The following is an 18,869-nucleotide window of genomic DNA, read 5'->3' on the forward strand; positions in this document are numbered from 1 at the left end:
GGGGATGAGGTGGCCGGGCGGGTCGTCGTCCGGCTCCCACCAGGGGGCGTGCGGCGCCTCCCGGGCGGAGGGCAGGACGAACGGGACGCCGCCGTCGGGCGTGGTGACGGAGGCGAGGTAGTCGCAGGCGGCGGGCACCATGGGCGAGTCGAACGCGTCGAGCTGGTCGAGGATCCAGAACGCCACCTCGACCGGCTCCGGCTGGCTGGCCGGGCCGCGCAGGTCGGGCTCCAGCGCGTGGCCGAACCCGCCGTCGGCGTTCTGGTAGCAACGCAGGGCGTCGAGCACGCGTTCGCGGGAGCCGCCACGGAACAGCGCCTCGAAGCGCAGCCGGTCGATCAGCCTGCCGTGCAGGTGCAGGTAGCGCTCCGCGCGGTCGAGTATGTCCATGGCTCCCCCTGTATCGGCGACGAATCGTGACGCGACGCTACCCCGTACGGGGCGGGGTTCTCTTGTCACAATCGGACATGCGGAGGAGCGAGGGCGGTGGGACATCGAAGTGACGCGGCGGCGATGCTGCCCGCCGTGCACCGGCTGGCCGAGGTTATGCGGGCCGGCGGCTGGGTGACGGAGGAGCCGGAGGCGCACCTGCTGCCTCACCTGCGGCGCGTGCCGGGCTGGGAGGTGCTGGGCGAGCGGCTGGTGGACGACGGCTTCAACGAGGTGCGGGCCCGGACCGGGACGGAGCTCCTGGGCATCGAGGCGCACCGCGCCGTGATCAGGCTCCTGTCGGTGATCGCGGAGCCGGCCTTCCTGGTACGGCAGGCCGGTGACGGCGTTTTCGAGTGCGTGACGGGCGTGATGCCCGGCGACCCACCGGGGTACCGGTCGCACGGGCACCTCGTCCGCGTCGTCGTGGAGCCGTCAGGGGGTGGCCAGGGCCTCGGTGGGTGACATGCGGGCAGCGCGGACGGCCGGGTAGAAGCCGGCCGCGCCGCCGATGACGAGGGTGGCGGCCACGCCGCCGAGCATGGCCCATCCGGGCACGATCGCCGGCCAGCCGCGCAGCCCCGCGTAAGCGGCCGTGACGCCGATGCCGAGCAGCACGCCGCCGACGCCGCCGATGGCGGACAGCAGCAGCGACTCGGCCAGGAACTGCGCGCGGATCTGCCCGCGCGTGGCGCCGAGTGAGCGGCGCAGGCCGATCTCGGCTCGGCGTTCCAGCACGGAGATGACCATGGTGTTGGCCACGCCGACGCCGCCGACCAGCAGGGCGACGCCGCCGAGGCCGAGCAGGAGCGCGTTCAGTGCGGCGTCGGTGGCCTGCTTGGCGGCCAGGACGTCGGACGGCCTGGAGACCTCGACCTCGTTGGGCTGCCGCGGGTTCGCGGTGGCGGCGAGCACGCCGCGCACCTGGACGACGTACGCCTCCTCGGCCCTGGCGTAGACGGTGGTGGCGTAGCCGTCGAAGCCGAGGCGTTCCTCCGCGACGGGCCAGCCGACCAGCGCCGCCGTGTCGAGCTCCGGCGCGAGCGGCACGGGGCCGAGCACCCCCACGACGATGAACCACTGCCCGCCGAGCCAGACCCGCTGGTCGGGCCCCGGCCGGACGACGCCGAGCCGGTCGGCGGCCTTCGCGCCGAGCACGGTGGCCGGATAGCGGTGGGTGGCCTCGTTCAGCCAGGCGCCGGCGGTGACGGCGGCGCCGACGTCGCGCAGGAGGTCGAGGCGGGCGGCGGTGACCGCGATGGCGCCCGACTCGGCCTCGGGAACGTGGTCGTTGCGGTACACCTTGGCCGGCGTGGCGCCGGTCGCGGTGACCGCGGTGACGGGACCGATCTGGCCGATCATGCCCTCGGCCTCCTCGGGCAGATGGGACGACTCGCCGAACAGGGATTGGCCGGGCGAGACGGTGAGCAGGTTCGTGCCGAGCGCTTCGAGCCGCCGGTTGAGGTCCTCCTGGCTGGAGGCGGAGATGCCGACGACGCCGATCATGGCGGCGATGCCGATGGCGATCCCGAGCGCCGACAGGAACACCCGCAACGGCCTGGATCGCAGGCCGGCCCCGCCGGTCCTGAGCACGTCGCGCGGCCGCATGCGGGCGGGGGTCAGGACGCTCATGTCAGCGCCCCCTGCACGATCCCGCCGTCGAGCATCTCGACGCGGCGGGGCAGCGAGGCGGCGATGTCGCGGTCGTGGGTGATGACGACGACGGTGGTGCCGCCCGCGTGCAGGTCGCGCAGCAGGTCCATGACGCCGGCGCCGGAGCGGGAGTCGAGGTTGCCGGTCGGCTCGTCGGCGAGCAGCAGCCGCGGGCGGCCGGCGACCGCGCGGGCGATGGCCACGCGCTGCCGTTCGCCGCCGGACAGCTCGTGCGGGCGGTGGCCGACCCGGTGCGCGAGGCCCACCCGTTCCAGTGCCTCGTACGCGCGCCGCCGCCGTTCGCGCAGGGGCGGGCCGGTGTACAGCAGGCCGTCGGCCACGTTGTCCAGGGCGGGCACGCCGGGGGCGAGGTGGAACTGCTGGAAGACGAAGCCGATGACGTTCGCGCGCAGGGCGGACAGCTGCCGGTCGGTGAGGGAGAGCACGTCGTGGCCGGCGATGCGGACGACGCCGCCGGACGGGCGGTCGAGGGTGCCGAGCAGGTGCAGCATGGTCGACTTGCCCGAGCCGGACGGGCCGGAGATGGCGACGAGCTCGCCCTCGCCGACGGCCAGGGAGACGCCGCGCAGGGCGGTGACGTCGCCGTACAGCTTGGTCACGTCGTGGAGTTCGGCGATCACGCGGGCACCGCCACGGTCGTGCCCTCCTCCAGACCGGTCACCTCGACCTGGCCGTCGGCGAACAGGCCGGTCTCGACGGCGACGTAGCGGGTGGCGGCGCCGTCGACGACCTGGACGCCGTAGCCGCCCTCGGCCAGGGCGAGCAGCGCGCCGACGGGGACGGCGAGGACGTCCTCCCGCCAGTCGGCGACGATCGTGACGTCCACGGGGGCCGCGTCGTACGCCTTCTTCAGGCCGGTCACGGACAGCGTGACCTCGACGGTGGTGGCGGTGTCGTCGCCGGTGCCCTGGGCGGCGACCTTGCCGACGCGGCTGATCTCGCCGTCCACCGTGGTGCCGTCGGGCAGCTCGACGGTGGCCTCCATACCCTTGCGGACCAGGTGTTCGTCGGCCACGTCGAGGTCGACGCGGACCTCGCGGCGGGTGCCGGTGGCGGTGAGCACGGGGCCGCTCGCGCCGTCGCCGAGCGCCTTCTTCAGGTCGGCGACGCGCAGCGGGCCGCGGGCGACCACGGCGTCGCCGGGCTCGACCTGGCCGGTGACGTCGAGGCCGAGGTCGTCCTGCCAGTCCTCGACGGCCTCCCGGGTGGCCCAGGTGAAGGTGCCGTCCACGTCGAAGCCCTCGTAGCCGAGCTTGCCGAGGTTGCGTTCGAGGAGCTCGACGTCCTTGCCCTCGACGCCGTCGCGCAGCGTGCGGTAGAGGGGCATGGTGCCGTACAGGAGGGGGCGGCGGTCGGCGTCCACGCTGTAGACGGCGTGGCCGCGGGTGACCGTGGAGCCCTCCGAGGGGAGCCAGGTGATCGTGCCCTGCGACCTGGCGGTGACGGTGATCGGGTCGCCGTAGCCGAGGGTGCCGTCCACGGTCTTGGTCTCGGTGAGCGTCGTACGGACGACCTGGGCGGTGGCGGGGGGCGTGCGGCCGGCCACCGCCGGGGCGGCGTCGCCGCCGAAGCCGGCCACGGCGGCCACCACGGCGGCGGCGAGCAGCGCGGCGCCGCCGCTCCAGGCGAGCAGCCGCAGCGGCCGGCGCGCGTCCTGCGTCACTTGCCCACTCCCAGCTTGGGGAACGCCTTGCCGCAGACCTCGAAGGCCTTCTCGAACGCGGGGTCGTCCCTCGTGAAACCGCGCATGGCGCCCGAGGGGAACCTGCCGTCGGCGGTGGGGTCGGGCATGTCCACGCCGTTCTCGCGCATGCACCGGGCCAACTCGCGCAGTTTGTCGACCTGCTCCGGATCGATCTCTCCGCGGTCCTTGAACGGCGCGTGCGCGCGGCACGCCTCGGTGGCCTCTTTGAGCTTCTTCTTGTCGACGTCCTTGATGATGGTGCTGAGACCGCCGCCTCCGTCCGCGCCCGGGTCCTCCATGGGGATTCCGTGCTCGCGCATGCACTGGGCGAACTTCCTGCCCTGCTCCGCGCGGTCGGCGGTGGGGGTCGCGCCGGCGCTCGCGGCGGGCTCGGCGGAGGCCGCCGCGACGGAGGCGACGCCCGTGCCGCTCTGCCCTCCGCACCCGGCGGCCAGGACGGCCAGGACGGTGACGATGAGTGTTCTTCTCATGCGCCCAACGTGCCGGGCGCGCTTCAACGCGAGCTGGGAGCCGCCTGGGAGTCAGGTAGGAACACGCGGAACGCGGCGCCCTCGCCGGGCCGGGCGTCGACCTCGATGCGACCGCCGTGGGCGCGGACGATGGCGGCGACGATGGCCAGGCCCAGCCCGGCGCCGCCGTCGGCTCGGGAGCGGCCGTGGCCGACCCGGTAGAGGCGGTCGAACAGGCGCGGCACGTGCTCGGGCGGGATGCCGGGGCCGGTGTCGGCCACCTCCAGCACGGCCGCGCCGTCCGTACGGCCCACCCGTACGGTGACGTCGGCGTCGGGCGGGGTGTGGCAGAGGGCGTTGCCGACGAGGTTGGCGGCCACCTGGCGCAGGCGGGCCTCGTCGCCGACGACGGAGACGGGAGCGAGCGCGCCGCTGAAGCCGGCCAGCCTGACGTGCCGCTCCGGCACGCGGACGCGGGCGTCGCGGATCGTGTCGGCGGCCACCTCCAGCAGGTCCACGGGCCCGCGGTCGAGCGGGCGTTCCTCGTCGAGCTGGGCCAGCGTGAGCAGGTCGTTGACGAGCACGCCCATCCGGGCGGCCTCGTCCTCGATCCTGCGCATGGCCTCGCCGGCGTCGCCGCCCCTGCGGTGCAGCTCGGCGAAGCCGCGTACGGAGGTGAGCGGGGTGCGCAGCTCGTGGGAGGCGTCGGCGAGGAAGCGCCGCATGCGGGTCTCGGAGTCGGTGCGCGCGGCGATCTCGGACTGGAGGCGGTCGAGCATCACGTTCATGGCCGTGGCCAGGCGGCCCGGCTCGGTGTGCGGGTCGCGGGCGTGGACCCGGCGGGCGAAGTCGCCGCGGGCGATCTGCCCGGCGGTGGCCTCCATCCGGGTCAGGGGGCGCAGGCCCAGGCGTACGACGGCGTTGGCGGCCAGGCCGATGAGGAGCAGCGTGACCGCGCTCACCGCGACGGCGATGGCGATGGCGGAGGTCTCGGTCTGCTCCAGCTCGGCCAGCGACTGGGCGATCACCCAGGTGTTGCCGTTCGGCAGCTCGACGGCGTGGAGGCGCCACGGGTGATCGGCGGTGCCGGGCACGGTGTACGTGACGCCGGTCCGCAGGTCGTCGATGACCGGGCGGTCGTCGACGGCGGTGTCGGCCTTCAGCCTGCCGTCGGGCGTGAAGATCATCACCAGCTGGGCGGACGCGAGCCGCTTGGCCAGCAGCTCGGAGAGGGCGTCGGAGCGGACCGGCTTGGCCGGGAACACCAGATCGCCCTTCGTCTTGCCGACCTTGGCCAGCTGCTCGATCTGCCGGTCCACCCGGCCCATCATGTTGTCGCGCAGCAACGCGATGCCGACCACGTTGGACAGCACCAGCCCGAGCGTGGCGAGCCCGAGCACGGCCATGACCAGCCGGGTGCGCAGGCTCCAGGCGGCGGGCCTCACCGCGGGATCCTCAGGGTGTAGCCGACGCCGCGCACGGTGTGGATGAGCTGCGGCTCGAACTTGTCGATCTTCTTGCGCAGGTAGTAGACGTACGACTCGACGATGCTGGAGTCGCCGTCGAAGTCGTAGCGCCAGACGCTGTCGAGGATCTGCGCCTTGCTCACCACCCGGCCGGCGTTCGCCAGCAGGTATTCGAGCAGGTTGAACTCGGTGGGCGACAGGTCCACCGGCACGCCCGCCCGTCGTACCTCGTGCGCCTGCGGGTCGAGCTCCAGGTCGGCGTAGCGCAGGACGTCGTCCTCGGGGCGGGAGCGGTTGCGGCGCAGGATGGCGCGGATGCGCAGCACGACCTCCTCCAGGCTGAACGGCTTGGCCACGTAGTCGTCGGCGCCGAGCGTGAGCCCTTGGACGCGGTCCTCGACGCGGTCGCGGGCGCTGAGGAACAGCACGGGGACGCGCTCGCCGAGCCGCCTGGCGACCTCGAACCCGTCGATGTCCTCCAGCATCACGTCGAGCACCACGATGTCGGGCCGGAACTCCCTGGCGGCCGTCACCGCCTCCGCGCCGGTCTCCGCCGTCCTGACCTCGAACGAGACCAGGCGCAGGGTCTGGGACAGCAGGGCGCGGATGTTCGGCTCGTCGTCGACGACGAGCACCCGGGCGGGTCGGTCCATGGGTAAAGGTGTACCCGAGTCAGCTCAATGCCAGCTCAAAGCCGTTATTTCAGGAAGAACACCGGTCCGCGGGCCCGGAAGGGCAGCGAGGCGCCCTGCGGCAGCAGGAAGGCGTGCTCCCTGCGGACGCGCAGCACGTCGCACTGCCCGTCGGTGATCACCAGGATGGGCCCGTCGGGCGGGAAGTCGTCGGCGCGTTCGAGCAGCCTGATGCCCGGCTGGAGCACGGTGCCGCCCCGGCCGCGGACCCGCACCTTGCCCGCGATCTCCTCGACCGGCAGGTATCCGGCGTCGTACGCGGCCGCGTCGCAGAAGACCACGCGGGCGCGGGGCACGTCGCGGGCGGCGGCGTAGGAGGCGATCGCGCCGAGCGCCTTGCCGAGCAGCTTCACGTCCATGGAGCCCGAGGTGTCCAGGACGACGCCGAACGTCCGCCTGCGGACGACCTCCTCCGGCCGGATCCTGCCGGGCCGCGGGATGTCGGGGCTCGACGCCTGCCTGCGGGAGGCGCGGGCGTAGGAACGCCGCCGCTCCTCGGGCTGGAAGTGCTCGTCGAACCAGCGCGCGAGCTGGGCGTCCCAGGGCAGCGGCGGCTGGTCGAGCGCGCGGATCTCCTGCTCCAGCCCGGCGGGCACGAACCCGCGTCCGCCGGTGTGGTGGTAGGCCAGGCCGTTGCGCAGGGCGTTGCGGTAGTACGCGTCGAGGTCGACGTAGCGGCCCTGGCGGCGCGGCGGGCGGTCGAGCACGTCGCCGAGCCCGCGTCCGCGCAGGGTGGCGAGTTTACGCACGCGCCGCAGGTCGCCGGCGATCCGGTCGTAGACGGCCTCGGCGGACATGCCGCTCAGCGACTGGTCGAACAGCAGCCCTTCCGGCATCTCGCCGACGCCCATCTCGACCAGCCAGCCGTTGATCACGTAGTCGCAGGCGACGTTCCACAGGTACGGCTCGCGCAGCCCGGCCCGCTCGCCGTGGCGCAGCGCGGCGTGCAGCATCTCGTGGGCCAGCACGAACCGCCATTCGAGCGCGGAGTGCCGGGCGAGCGGGTTGACGTAGATCTCGCCGGCCTCGGCGCTGACCGCGGCGATCGAGATGTCCCAGCCCCTGGCCAGCTCCACGTCGGAGACGATCGTCATGCCGCTGGCCAGCGCGCCGAGCAGCGGATAAGACGACATGAACCAGCGCAGCGCCGCGTCCCAGGGCCCCTTCACGTGGCCGTCGGCGGTGGTGCGCGGCGCGCCGGCCCGGTCGAGCGCGGCGGTGGCCGCCTCGGCGACGCCGATCGCGAACGAGCGCTGGAAGTCGAGGTGCTCGGCCAGCTTCGCGGAGCCGATCCGGAAGTCGGGCTCGCCGACGGGCTTGAACGGCGCGGGCACACCGAGCCTGCGCCACCGTTCGGACAGCGTCACCTCGTCGTTCTCCGGCAGCTCGGCGGGCACCGGTTCGGGACAGCGGCCGATCTTGAGCGTGCGCAGGAACCGCTCCACGGCCACGCAGCAGGCGGCGTGGTAGGCGGGGTCAGGGCGGTCTGCGTCGATGTCCTTGAGGGCGCACGTGCGCGGATCGGCGTGGCCGAAACCCACGTGGAGCAGGAGGTGGGCGAAGACCCACGACCACTCCTCGGCGGGGGCGCGGCGCTTGGGGTGGAACCGGACGTCGCCGTGGTCGGTGACGATCGCCCAGGTGTCGCCGGACAGCTCGCCGTCGCCGGCGTCGTACAGACGGCTGCGGAAGACGCGGAACAGCGGCAGGTCGACCACGGCGTGCCAGCCCTTGAGCACCTCCGCCCGCCACGGGTCGACCTTTGCTCTGCGCCTGGTCAAGACCGGCTCACGATGCTCACGATCGGGCCGCCATCAGCCGTGGCACGTCCCTGGCGACCTCGACGAGGAACCAGGTGGGCAGCGCGGGCGCGCCGTCTGCGTCGTTCGCGATGACCAACTGGGCGCATTCGAGCGAGATCTCGGCCAGCTCCACCAGCAGCGTCTTGGCGCGGAAGCCCAGGTCGCGGCCGCTGCCGGAGGCGCCGCGCTTGTCGGCGGGCAGCTCCTTGACCAGACGGGCGCGGAACGCCTCGGCCAGGAAGTAGAGCAGGTCGCGCTCCTCCGGCCGCCGGGGCCAGGGCGCCTCCCCCTTCAGCACGGCCTCCAGGTCGTACGCGTGCCGCACGGTCCTGACGTAGGCGCGGAAGGCGGAGGCGTGCTCGGTGGTGAGCGTGCCGAACGCGAGCGTGGCGAGGGTCTCGTCGGCGAGGTCGTCGCCGTACGAGCCGAGCACGTCGGACAACATGTGCCAGGCCCGTGGCGAGGAGAACGGCTCCTCGGTCTTCGGCGGCGGGCTCCACAGGTGGTCGGGCCGCTGCACGAGGTAGTCGACGATCCACGGATGGACGCCGTGCTCGGCCGCCCACTTCAGCCAGTCGTCGGCCGAGGCCCGCAGATGGATGTGGACCAGGCGGTTGATCAGCGCGGAGGCCATCGGGCGGGCCAGCGCGTTGTCGGTGGCCCGGTTGCCGGCGCCGATCACCACGGACCCGGCCGGCAGCTCGTACGTGCCGATCCTGCGGTCGAGGATCAGTGAGTAGAACGCCTTCTGCACCTCGGGCGCGGAGGCGTTGAGCTCGTCGAGGAAGAGGCAGTAGGGCTCGTCCCTGGCGATCGACTCGGGCGGCGCGAACCGGCTGCGGCCGTCGACCAGCTCGGGCACGCCGATCAGGTCTTCGGGGGCGAGCTGGGTGCCGAGCAGGGTCACGCACTCCAGGCCGAGCGCGGCGGCGAAGTCGCGCACCAGCGAGCTCTTGCCGATGCCGGGCGCCCCCCACAGGAACACCGGCCGGACCACGGCGACGTGCAGCAACAGCTCGGGGAGCTGCGCCGGAGTCACCGTGATCGTCGCTTGCACGGTCCCCAGAGTGGCGAATCCGGTGCGCCCCGCGCATCCCATTTATTCGGTTGCCCGCCGGGCTGGCCGCTGCATAGCGTGGCCGGCATGTCATGCATATCCGCCTGCACCGTGTTCATGCGCATCCGCCACAGCCGGGCCCTGGCCCGCTGACGGACGCGGTGACATCAGACTGATCTGAGCCGGCGCGTCCGCACGCGCGTGCCCAGGGCCCTTCGAGACCCGTCGAATCTCGAGGACCCAGAAGGGCAGTGCTGTGGCGAAGACTTTCGCGCACGGAAACTATTCACACACCCAGAAGAAGGCCAAGAACAGCGGCGGCGGCCGCACGCCCGTGGACCGGGCGCGGCGTACGCTCTCGCAGAACTTCATGGTCGACGAGCATGCCGTCGAGCTGATGATCAAGGCCGCCGCTCCGGAGGGACTCGTGCTGGAGCCCGGCCCGGGCGAGGGCGTGCTCACCTTCGCGCTGGCCGAGGCGGGCGCGCAGGTCATCGCGTACGAGGTCGATCCCCGGCTGGCCGGCCGGCTGGCCTCGCGTACGCGTGACGACTCCCGCATCACGGTGGTCAGGGGCGACTTCACGGCCGCGCGGGCGCCGCGTGAACCGTTCGCGGTCGCGGGGAACATCCCCTACGCGATCACGTCCAAGATCGTCGACTGGTGCCTGCGGGCGCCGTCACTGACCTCGGCGACCCTGCTCACGCAGCGGGAGTACGCCCGCAAGCGCACCGGCGACTACGGCCGCTGGAGCCTGGTCACGGTGGAGTCGTGGCCGTGGTTCCACTGGCGGCTGGGCGACACGGTCGGCAGGGAGGCGTTCCGTCCCGTGCCGTCGGTCGACTCGGCGATCCTGCGGATCGAACGCCGGCCCGAGCCTCTCGTGGCAGAGCGGCGCTCGTACCAGGAGCTGGTCGAGCTGGGCTTCGGCGGCGTCGGCGGATCGGTGCGGGCCTCGCTGAAAGCCCGTTACGACGGGGTGGACGCCGCGCTGGAGGCCGCGGGCGTGGCCCGCGACGCCGTCGTCGGGCACGTCCACCCCGACCAGTGGGTCACCCTGTGGGGGCGCCTATGCCGATGACGCGGCCGTGAGCCTGCCCGGCGCGGCAGGCGGAGGCCCTGGGGCCGTCGAGACGCGGCGGCCCCACGGCATCGCCAGCGCCAGGATCGGCAGCAGCACGATCGACGCGCGCGACCAGTACGAGTGCAGCGCCCACCAGGTGTTGACGTCGAACTGCGTCATGTAGAGGTAGCCGTAGCCGGACCAGAGGCAGACGGCGAGGACGGCCGGCCAGGCGAACCTCGTCGGCCGCGCGATCAGGAACGGCATGAACCACAGCAGGTACTGGGCGCCCAGCCGGGGCGTCATCACCATGAAGACGAGCAGGACGGCCGTGGTCAGGTCGATCGGGTCGGCGCGCCGCCACAGGAAGAGAACGACGATGACGCTGACGTAGATGAGGTTGGTGCCGAACGACGCCAGGTCGGGGCGCAGCGCCCAGTCGCCGCTGGTGAACCACGGCGTCCAGCCGTATTCGCCGACGATGGGCCGGATGTCGCGGATGGTGTCGATGACCGCCGGGATCTGCTGGAGCGACGTGCCGGCGAAGACCGGCAGCGTGACGAGGAAGAACAGCGGCACCAGCCCGGTGGTGAACAGCGCGGCGATCCGGGCCCGCAGGCCGGGCAGGAGCAGCAGCATGCCGGGGATCAGCCAGATCGGCCAGCTCTTGGCGCACAGCGCGAGCCCCATCAGCACGCCGGCCAGGGCGCCGCGCCGCAGGTGGGCGCGGTCGTCGGGGCCGGGCAGCAGGGCGCGGTGCAGCATGCCGCCGGGGCCGAGCACCCGCGGGATCGAGCCGCGCACGCCGTACGCCGCCACGCCGCCGCGCACCCTGGCCACCACGTCGGTCACCATGCCGGCCCGCTCGGGATCGCCGGGGCCGCGGGCGACCACGAACGCGGCCACGCCGAACACGAGCGCGACCGGCTCGACCTGGCCGTGGACGCAGGCGATGAGCACGGCGAGCGGGTTGAGCGCGTACTGCAGGGCGCGCAGCGACGCCTTCGGGCCGCCGGCCAGCTTGGCGACCAGCGGGATCAGCACGATGTCGGAGACCACGGTGACCAGGCGGCCGGCGTATTCCCACGGGATGCCGAGCCACAGCAGGATGCCGTAGACGTAGGGGATGGTCGGCAGGAAGTGCCAGCCGCCCTCGCTGGCCAGCACCGGGTCCTCCCCGCGCAGCACGGCCTCGCCCGCGGGTTTGAAGCTTTCCACGAAGTCGACGGGCTGCCAGGTGTCGACCGCGGAGGTGCACATGATGAGCACACGGATGGCCGCGCCCACAAGGATGGCGACGACGAGCGGAGGGCGCCAGTCGCGCCACTGGGCGACCAGGGCGAGGGTGACACCGGCGACGAGGACGATCCCCGTGAGAAGTGCGTAATCCATGGCGGGCTCTAGCCTGCCGCAACATGGGAAGTCCTGCCACCTGGGCTTGCCATTCTTATCCCCGACATGCCGACACGTATCCCGATACGGGATGCCGCTCTGTGTTGAACTTTTTCCATGGGGGGATCGCAGGTCAACCAGGCACTGATCAGGCTCTATTTCGAAGTGAGGGATGGGCTGCACGACCCGGTCGCCGCCTGGGCGAAACTCACAGGCAGCGCGGATTCCTATCGCCGAGCGAGGGGTGAACGGCGGGTGCCGCTGGACGACGGCACGGCGGCCGAGCTCGCGGCGGCGGCCATCGTGCACACCGCGGCCGAGCACGGGGCCGACCGGGTGGCGGCGCTCGCGACGGCGCCGCTGGCGCGGGTCGTCGGCGACCTCGGCGGCGCGGTGCTGACCGAGCATCCGTGCGCGCCGGAGCAGGTGCTGGGGCCGTGTTTCGCGGGCCCGAAGGCCGACGACTGGGCGCGGCAGGCGTATGTGCTGCTGTGGGGGGAGAACAACCGGATGGTCCGTACGGCGGAAACGCCGTGGGTGATCGCCGGGCGGTACAAGGGGCAGAAGGTGGTCGCGATCGGTACGCATCCGACGCGGCTGTCGGACGAGACGCTGGTCGTCCGGCCGGGCACCGACGGCGCTCTGGCCATGGCCATGGGGCACGTGCTGCTCAAGGAGTTCTTCCTCGACCGCTCCCCCTTCTGCGGGCACGCGATGGAGCACACGGACCTGCCGTTCCTGGTGCGGCTGCGCGAGCGCGAGGGTGCGTACGTGCCGGCCGGGCTGACGGGCGGGGCCTGCGACCGGCTCAGCGTGTACGGCGGTGAGACGGCAGAGGTGCTGCTGCCGCGCTTCGACGACGGGCCGCGGGTGCTGCGACGTGGGGTGCCGGTGCTGCGTGACGGCGGCGAGCTGGTGACGACGGTGTTCGACCTGCTGCTGGCCGTCTACGGGGTGTCCCGCCCGGGGCTGCCGGGCCTGTGGCCGGACGGGTACGACGACCGGCGGGAGCCGTACACGCCGGCCTGGCAGGAGGCGTACACGGGGGTGGCCGCCTCGCGGGCGCTGAAGACGGCGCGGGAGCTGGGCGTGACGGCGGAGAAGACCGGCGGGCGGTGCGTGATCGTGCCGGGGCGGCTGGAGACGCCGCACGCCGACACCGCCTACCGGGCGATGCTGGCGCTGCTCGTGCTCACCGGGTGCGGGAACGGGTGGGCGCAGGCGAGCGGTCCCGGCATCCCGCTGGTGCCGTACCTGTGCCTGCACGCCTGCGGCGAGGACCGGGCCGACGTCGGCGCGCTGAGCTGGGCGCTGGCCGAGGGGTTGTTCGAGCGCAGGACGTCGCGGTCGGTGCTGCTGGAGGCCGTGGAGTCCGGCTGGCCGATGGCGCCGCCGCCGCGCGTGCTGGCCCTGCCGCGGCCGATCTACCCGCTGCCGCCCGACGTGGACCTGCTCATCGGGCCGGACGAGCACTGCGACCTGTCGCCGCCCGACCCGGAGCTGGTGGCCGGGGCCGTGACCCGGTTGTGCGGGCCGGCGGCCCCGGCCGAGCCGGGCGGCGTGCGGGAGCCAGGACGGATGCGGCTGCTGGTGGACCACGCCTGGATGCACGAGTACGGCGAGGCGCTGCCCACCTACCGGCCGCCGGGCCAGGGCATCCCGCTCAAACCCACCCAGCTCGTCCGGCTCGGGTGACGGCCCGGATGGCGGCTCAGAATCCGGCGGTGATCCTGGTGAACTCCCAGTCGGATTGCGCGATGCCGCTGCAGTGCGCGGCGACGCCGCCGCCGGGGCAGGGCCGGTCGCGGTTGACCGCCCAGTACGCGAGCCTGGTGAGGCCCCGGTCCCTGGCCCAGTCGCGGATCTGCGTCCACGTGGCCGGCGTGGTCAGCTCCTGCTGGTCGGACAGGCCGTTCATGCCCGAGATGCCCATGCGCGCGTACGCCTGGGCGTCGCTCCAGCCGAACGCGTTCTTGAGCGCGTTCTTCAGGCCCTCGGACGCGTTGACGGTGTCCTGGTAGAGGTTCGAGCCGCCGAAGTTGAACGGCATGATCGTGTAGTTGTCGATGGGCACGCCGAGCTCCCTCGACCGGTTGATGAGCCGGACACCGTGCTCGTCGGGGCCGGTCCTGGTGGTGCCGAAGGTGACGACGACCTTGACGTTCGGGTTGTCCGCCTTGACGATCTTGAGGCCGTTCAGGATGCGGTCCTGGACGGTGTAGTTGGCGAACTCGTCGGTGTTCTCGATGTCGAAGTCCACGACGGCGGGGCCGACGGCGTCGATGACCCGCTGCACCGCGTCCGCGAACGCCTGCGGCGAGGAGCAGTTGGGGCCGAGCTTGTTGCCCGACCAGCCGCCGAACGAGACCTGGACGCTGCCGCCCTTCGACTTGATCGTGTTGATCGCCTGCTGGTCGGTGCCGCCGGTCAGCGGGCGCTGGCCGTCCCAGGCGGGGTTGCAGCCGCCGCCCGAAAGGATGAACGCCATCGTGAACGAGCGCACGCCGGTCGTGTCCATGACCGTGCCGGGGTTGGGCGGGCTGCCCCAGCCCATGTAGAGGTACGGGGCGCCGGGCATCCTGGCCGGAGCCGGGCCGGGGCCGCCGCCCGTGGCGGTGGTGGCCGTGACGGCGTTGCTGGGGGCGGAGAGGTTGCCGGCCGCGTCGCGGGCTCGGACGGTGTAGGTGTAGCTCGTGGCCGCGGCCCGGCCGGTGTCGGTGTAGGTCGTGCCGGTCACCGTCGCGACCTGGGTGCCGCCGCGGTAGACCTGGTAGCCGGTGACGCCGACGTTGTCGGTGGCGGCGTTCCAGGCCAGCGAGACGCTGCTGGAGGTGACGCCGGTCGAGCGGAGGTTGCCGGGCGCGGAGGGCGCCGCGCTGTCGCCGCCGCCCGTTCCCGCCCGCCAGAGCGCGGGCACGTTGGGCGGCTCCCAGCCGGCCTGGGAAGTGTGCGACTGGAGGCACACGTAGCTGACGCCGTTGTAGGTGACGACTGTTCCGGCGGCGTACGACGTCCCCGGCGCCCAGGCGGCGGCCACCTGCTGGACGGCGGCGTGAGCGGTGGGTGCGGTGACGAGTCCGGCGCCGGTCAGCGCCAGTGCCGCTCCGGTGAGGAGGGCGGTGAGCCTGCTGCGTAGTCTCATGACATTCCTTCGAGGTGCGGCTTGACGGTCTTGGAGAAGGACCAGTCGTGGCTGGCGTCCCAGTTGATGGACCAGGTCATGACGCCCCGGATGTCCGGGTACGCGCGCGGCGGCACGAACCCGCCGCAGTTCGTCCGCGTGGCCAGGCAGTCGAGCGCCCGGTTGACGACGGAGGGCGCGACGATCCCGCCGCCCGCGGCGCCGGGCCCGGCGGGCAGGCCGAGGGCCACCTGGTCGGGACGCAGACCGTTCTCCAGCTGGAGGCAGGCCAGGGCGGTGATGAAGTCGACCGAGCCCTGCGCGTACGCCTGGGCCTGGTCGCAGCCGAGCATCGAGCCGGAGTTGTAGAACTGCGTGTGGACGATCGTGAGGATGTCCTTGATGGACAGGGCGAGCTTGAAGTACTCCATTCCGGTCGACTGCATGTCGATGGTCTGCGGGGCCATCGTGATGATGAGGCCGGGGCCGGCCTGGGCGCGCAGCGACCTGAGCGCCTGCGCCATGTAGGTGGCGTTGAGGCCGTTCTCCAGGTCGATGTCCACGCCGTCGAAGCCGTACGTCCGCATCAGGGCGTGGACGGAGTCGGCGAAGCGGGTGGCCGCGGCGGCGCTCGCGACCTGCACGCGCCCGGTCTCGCCGCCCACGGACAGCACGACCTTCTTGCCGCGCTCGCGCAGGGCCTGGACGTCGGCTCTGAACTGGGCGTCGGTGTAGCCGCCGACGGCCGTGGCGAGCCCCGGGTCGAGGGCGAAGGCGACCTCGCCGGGAACGGCGGTGGCCGCACCGAACGCGATGGCGACCAGGTCGTACTCGTCGGGGACGGCCGACAGCCTGAGCTCGGCGGCCTGGTTCACGAAGTTGTGCCAGTAACCGGTGAGGACGCGCGCGGGCAGGGTGCCGCCGCCCGTGCAGCCGGTGGTGGTGGCCGTCACGGGGTCGCCCGCGGCCGACTCGCCCTGCGCGTTGTACGCCCTGACCGTGTACGTGTGCGTCTCACAGGCGCCGAGCCCGCCGATCGTGGCGCTCGTGCCCGTGACTGTGGCCTTGACAGCGGTGCCCTCGTAGACCCGGTAGCCGGTCACCGTTCCGGGCGACGCTCCTCAGGAGAGCGCGATCGAGGTGCCGGTCGCGGTGGCGGAGGCCGAGCCCGGCCTGCCCGGCACGCCCGGGGTGGGCTCGCCGTCGCCGCAGGCCGCTCCGTTCAGGGTGCAGCCGGTGATGCCGGGGAAGTTCCCGGGGTTGCCGGTGAAGCCGAACGTGGCCGCGGCGCCGGGTGCGAGGGTGGGCGCCCAGCTCGGGTTCGTGAACGTGTAGCGCTGGCCGCTCCTCGACATGACCGCGTCCCACGCGGACGGGATCGAGAAGCCGGCCGGGACGTCGAACTGGACGTTCCAGCCGTTCATCGAGGTGGAGGTGGTGTTGGTGACGGTGACCCGTCCCTCGAAGCCGGAGCCCCAGTCGGCCGTCTTGACGAACGAGGCGGTCGCCGTGGCGGCGTGGGCGGGGGTGGCGACGAGGAAGAGGGCCAGGAGCGGGAGAGCCAGGAGGAATCTCATGGTCCGTCCTTCGGGGGGTGTGGCCCGCCGTACGGCCCGCGCCGGGGGGTGAGGGCGCAGGCCGTACGGCTTGGGCCCGCGCGGGCGGGCCGGTCGGGGTCGGCGGTCCTTTGCAGGGGTTGTCAGGACGCGTCTGGACGAAGATTACTGTTAGTAAACTTTCCTAAGAGATGTGGCGATCGTAGTCCTGACAACACGTCCTTACAAGGCCCAATCGGGGAGTCCGCCACCGGAGGGGGGCGCACCGGGCGAAGATCTCGATCCGGCGTGGGATATCGTCCCCGGAAGCGGGGGCTTGGCGGGGGCTGTCCTGGAACGCGGGCTTGGCGACGTCCGAAACGGCTTTCGCTCTTTCTCACGAGGGAGTCGTCATGAGTGTTGATCCGTACGTGGTGGAGTCGTCAGAAGCCGCAGGCCTGTTCGAGTTCGGGGCGTGCGCGCCGGCCGGGGCCCGCGAGATCCTCGGCGTCGAGAGCGCCCGGCTGGGCGGCGGCGTGGTGTTGTCCATGCGCAACGACCCGGCGAACTACTGGAACAAGGCGCTGGGGTTCGGATTCTCCGGGCCGGTGACGGCCGATTTGATCGGCGAGGTTCTCGATCTCTACCGGTCCAAGGGGGCGCCGGCGGCGGTGCTGCAGCTCGCGCCGTCGGTGCTGCCTCCCGATTGGGACGACATCCGCGCCGCGCACGGCCTGTCGCGCGAGCGGCCGTGGGTGAAGCTCGCCCGCGACCTGTCGGAGGTGCCGCCGCCCCTCCCCGAGCCGGCCGTGGAGCGGGTCGGCGCGGACACGGCGGCCGAGTGGGCGTCCCTGCTGCTCCGCGGCTTCGGCATGCCGGAGGGGCCGCTGGCTGACGTGATGACCGTCTTCGCCGACCACCCGCGGTTCCGCGCCTACCTCATCCGGGTGGACGGCGAGCCGGTGACGGCGGCCGGCATGTTCGTCGGCGGCGAGACGGCCCAGCTGTTCGGCTGCGCCACCCTGGAGCCGCATCGCGGGCACGGCGGCCAGCGCGCGATGCTCCGGGCGCGCCTCGCCGACGCGGCCGCCGCGGGGTGCCGCACGATCTTCTCCGACACCGGCGCGGAGCTGCCGGGCGAGCACAACACGTCGCTGCACAACATGAAGCAGGCCGGGTTCGTCCCGGTGTACGAGCGCGACAACTGGCGCTGGCAGGCGGATCCCGCCTAGTTCACCGCTTCTTGCGGGCGATCCCCGCCATCCCCAGTCGTTCCCCCGGGGTCAGGTCGCCGGGGTCCACCGGCCCGTCCGGGCGCCAGAGCGCGGTGTAGACGACTCCCGGCTCCACCAGCTGGAAGTCGCCGAAGTAGCGTTCGATCTCGTCCGGGGTGCGCGCCCAGCCCTCCCCCAGGGTCTCGCGGGTGATGCGGGCGAGCTCGCGCTGCGCGGGCAGGCCGGTGTCGACGAGCGACGTGATGAACAGGTGGCTGCCCGGCGCCAGCGCGTCCCGGTAGGCGGCGACCACGGGGCCGGCGATCTCGGGTGACAGGTAGTGCAGCATGCCCACGAGCATGAGCGCGGCCGGGCGGTCGAAGTCGATCATCCGGGTCACGTCGGGATGGCGCAGGACGGTCTCGGGTTCGCGGACGTCGGCGGTGACGACCGTGGTGTCGTCGTCGCCGGCGAGGATCGCCCGGCCCTGCAGGTGGACCAGGGGGTCGATGTCGACGTAGGCGACGCGGGCCCGGGGGTTCAGCGCCCGGGCGACCTCGTGGGTGTTCTGCGCGGTGGGCAGCCCGCTGCCCAGATCGACGAACTGGTCGATGCCCGCCTCACCCGCCAGGTGGCGGATGCCCCGGACCAGGACCTTGCGGTTCTCCAGGGCGGACTCCCGGAGGCCCGGAATGTGTTCGCAGGCGTAGTTCGCCAGCTCGCGGTCGGCGGCGAAGTTGTTGCCGCCGCCGAGGAGCGCGTCGTAGGCGCGGGCGATGGTGGGCTTGCTGACGTCCAGGCCGGGGGGCGGCCACGCGGGCGGTTGCCGGTCGTCAGGCATCGGGATCACCTTCCGGATCGGGGTCGAGGCGTGTACCCGCAGTCTGCCTCAGCCCGCCAGGTCGCTGACAGGCCCTGACAGGCCCGTGCCAGAGCTGCGCGATCGGGGTTCCGGCGGCGGGGGCGCCGTCGCCGAAGCGGGGCCGCTCGTCGCGCAACCCGAGCGCGTCGAGCACCGCCCCCTCCACGTCACCCGGATCGCTGAGCGACGCCGGCTCCACCATCCACACCCCATCGACCCCGCGACCCGGCCGCCGGCCACGGTCGCGGGCTGCGGGCGTCAGGCGGAGGGCAGCCTCGATGGCCACGCGGGTCTTGCCGGCGCCGCCCGGTCCCACGAGGGTGACCAGCCGGGCGCGGCCGAGGAGGGCGGTGAGCCGCTCCAGCTCGTCCTCCCGTCCGACGAAGCTGGTCCGGGGCGCGCGGATGT

18 protein-coding genes and 1 pseudogene are annotated in these 18,869 nt (G+C 72.8%); 4 read left to right on the plus strand and 15 right to left on the minus strand.

Annotated elements, in window-relative coordinates; translation table 11 throughout:
- A pseudogene (locus tag E1286_RS36200) lies at positions 1 to 390 on the minus strand (hypothetical protein); the annotation flags it as partial.
- A 96-nt stretch (positions 391 to 486) separates the two neighbouring features.
- On the opposite strand from E1286_RS36200, the gene E1286_RS36205 reads away from it, so the two are divergent.
- Entirely contained in the window at positions 487 to 894 is a 408-nt protein-coding gene (locus tag E1286_RS36205; protein WP_132619929.1) for a hypothetical protein, read from the plus strand.
- Here the strand turns inward: E1286_RS36205 and E1286_RS36210 are convergent.
- From E1286_RS36210 to E1286_RS36245, 8 genes are read right to left on the minus strand one after another with little or no spacing between them, the layout of a single operon-like run.
- Positions 865 to 2,061, minus strand: coding sequence for an ABC transporter permease (locus E1286_RS36210; RefSeq protein WP_132619931.1), 1,197 nt, complete (start codon positions 2,059 to 2,061; stop codon positions 865 to 867). The two genes, E1286_RS36205 and E1286_RS36210, sit on opposite strands and share 30 nt — an antisense overlap.
- A complete protein-coding gene (locus E1286_RS36215; protein ID WP_132619955.1) occupies positions 2,058 to 2,720 on the minus strand; it encodes an ABC transporter ATP-binding protein in 663 nt (220 codons plus the stop codon). Before E1286_RS36215 ends, E1286_RS36210 begins: the two co-directional genes overlap by 4 nt.
- Positions 2,720 to 3,766: a peptidoglycan-binding protein gene (locus tag E1286_RS36220; protein WP_132619933.1), complete on the minus strand. Its 1,047-nt coding sequence runs from the start codon at positions 3,764 to 3,766 to the stop codon at positions 2,720 to 2,722. Before E1286_RS36220 ends, E1286_RS36215 begins: the two co-directional genes overlap by 1 nt.
- On the minus strand, positions 3,763 to 4,278 hold the full coding sequence (locus E1286_RS36225) for a hypothetical protein (RefSeq protein ID WP_132619935.1): 516 nt from the start codon (positions 4,276 to 4,278) through the stop codon (positions 3,763 to 3,765). The genes E1286_RS36220 and E1286_RS36225 overlap by 4 nt, the downstream gene beginning before the upstream one ends.
- A gap of 23 nt (positions 4,279 to 4,301) precedes the next feature.
- Positions 4,302 to 5,702 carry a sensor histidine kinase gene (locus E1286_RS36230; RefSeq protein WP_223190763.1) on the minus strand — a complete coding sequence of 467 codons (1,401 nt, stop codon included), beginning with the start codon at positions 5,700 to 5,702 and terminating at the stop codon, positions 4,302 to 4,304.
- The gene (locus tag E1286_RS36235; protein ID WP_132619937.1) at positions 5,699 to 6,376 is read right to left on the minus strand and encodes a response regulator transcription factor; all 678 of its coding nucleotides are present in this window, start codon (positions 6,374 to 6,376) and stop codon (positions 5,699 to 5,701) included. Before E1286_RS36235 ends, E1286_RS36230 begins: the two co-directional genes overlap by 4 nt.
- A gap of 44 nt (positions 6,377 to 6,420) precedes the next feature.
- Complete coding sequence (locus E1286_RS36240) at positions 6,421 to 8,196, minus strand: vWA domain-containing protein (RefSeq protein WP_132619939.1); 1,776 nt, start codon at positions 8,194 to 8,196, stop codon at positions 6,421 to 6,423.
- A gap of 16 nt (positions 8,197 to 8,212) precedes the next feature.
- Entirely contained in the window at positions 8,213 to 9,274 is a 1,062-nt protein-coding gene (locus E1286_RS36245; protein WP_132619941.1) for an AAA family ATPase, read from the minus strand.
- A 334-nt stretch (positions 9,275 to 9,608) separates the two neighbouring features.
- Between E1286_RS36245 and erm the strand changes: the two genes are divergently transcribed.
- Entirely contained in the window at positions 9,609 to 10,355 is a 747-nt protein-coding gene (gene erm, locus E1286_RS36250) for an ErmE/ErmH/ErmO/ErmR family 23S rRNA (adenine(2058)-N(6))-methyltransferase (protein WP_425464786.1), read from the plus strand.
- Here erm and E1286_RS36255 read toward each other — a convergent pair.
- Complete coding sequence (locus tag E1286_RS36255) at positions 10,344 to 11,729, minus strand: hypothetical protein (RefSeq protein ID WP_132619945.1); 1,386 nt, start codon at positions 11,727 to 11,729, stop codon at positions 10,344 to 10,346. The two genes, erm and E1286_RS36255, sit on opposite strands and share 12 nt — an antisense overlap.
- A gap of 255 nt (positions 11,730 to 11,984) precedes the next feature.
- On the opposite strand from E1286_RS36255, the gene E1286_RS36260 reads away from it, so the two are divergent.
- On the plus strand, positions 11,985 to 13,424 hold the full coding sequence (locus E1286_RS36260; RefSeq protein ID WP_165970073.1) for a molybdopterin-dependent oxidoreductase: 1,440 nt from the start codon (positions 11,985 to 11,987) through the stop codon (positions 13,422 to 13,424).
- A gap of 16 nt (positions 13,425 to 13,440) precedes the next feature.
- On the opposite strand, the gene E1286_RS36265 is transcribed toward E1286_RS36260, so the two are convergent.
- Genes E1286_RS36265 through E1286_RS50785 form a run of 3 tightly spaced genes read right to left on the minus strand, consistent with a single transcriptional unit; the run spans position 13,441 to position 16,427 of the window.
- Positions 13,441 to 14,871, minus strand: a complete 1,431-nt coding sequence (locus E1286_RS36265) for a carbohydrate-binding protein (RefSeq protein WP_132619949.1) — start codon at positions 14,869 to 14,871, stop codon at positions 13,441 to 13,443.
- Positions 14,868 to 15,953 (minus strand): chitinase, encoded by a 1,086-nt coding sequence (locus tag E1286_RS36270; protein WP_246075476.1) that lies wholly within the window; start codon positions 15,951 to 15,953, stop codon positions 14,868 to 14,870. Before E1286_RS36270 ends, E1286_RS36265 begins: the two co-directional genes overlap by 4 nt.
- Before the next feature lie 18 nt (positions 15,954 to 15,971).
- The gene (locus tag E1286_RS50785) at positions 15,972 to 16,427 is read right to left on the minus strand and encodes a cellulose binding domain-containing protein (RefSeq protein WP_246075477.1); all 456 of its coding nucleotides are present in this window, start codon (positions 16,425 to 16,427) and stop codon (positions 15,972 to 15,974) included.
- Positions 16,428 to 16,798: 371 nt separating this feature from the next.
- Between E1286_RS50785 and E1286_RS36275 the strand changes: the two genes are divergently transcribed.
- A complete protein-coding gene (locus tag E1286_RS36275) occupies positions 16,799 to 17,617 on the plus strand; it encodes a GNAT family N-acetyltransferase (protein ID WP_132619951.1) in 819 nt (272 codons plus the stop codon).
- A 1-nt stretch (position 17,618) separates the two neighbouring features.
- On the opposite strand, the gene E1286_RS36280 is transcribed toward E1286_RS36275, so the two are convergent.
- Together E1286_RS36280 and E1286_RS48380 are read right to left on the minus strand one after the other, a co-directional pair.
- Entirely contained in the window at positions 17,619 to 18,440 is an 822-nt protein-coding gene (locus tag E1286_RS36280; protein WP_132619953.1) for an SAM-dependent methyltransferase, read from the minus strand.
- Positions 18,433 to 18,869 (minus strand): AAA family ATPase (locus tag E1286_RS48380; protein ID WP_165970074.1); only part of this gene is annotated, 437 nt, incomplete at its 5' end. The genes E1286_RS48380 and E1286_RS36280, both read right to left, overlap by 8 nt.

The organism is Nonomuraea terrae, from assembly GCF_004348995.1.
Classification (GTDB): domain Bacteria; phylum Actinomycetota; class Actinomycetes; order Streptosporangiales; family Streptosporangiaceae; genus Nonomuraea; species Nonomuraea terrae.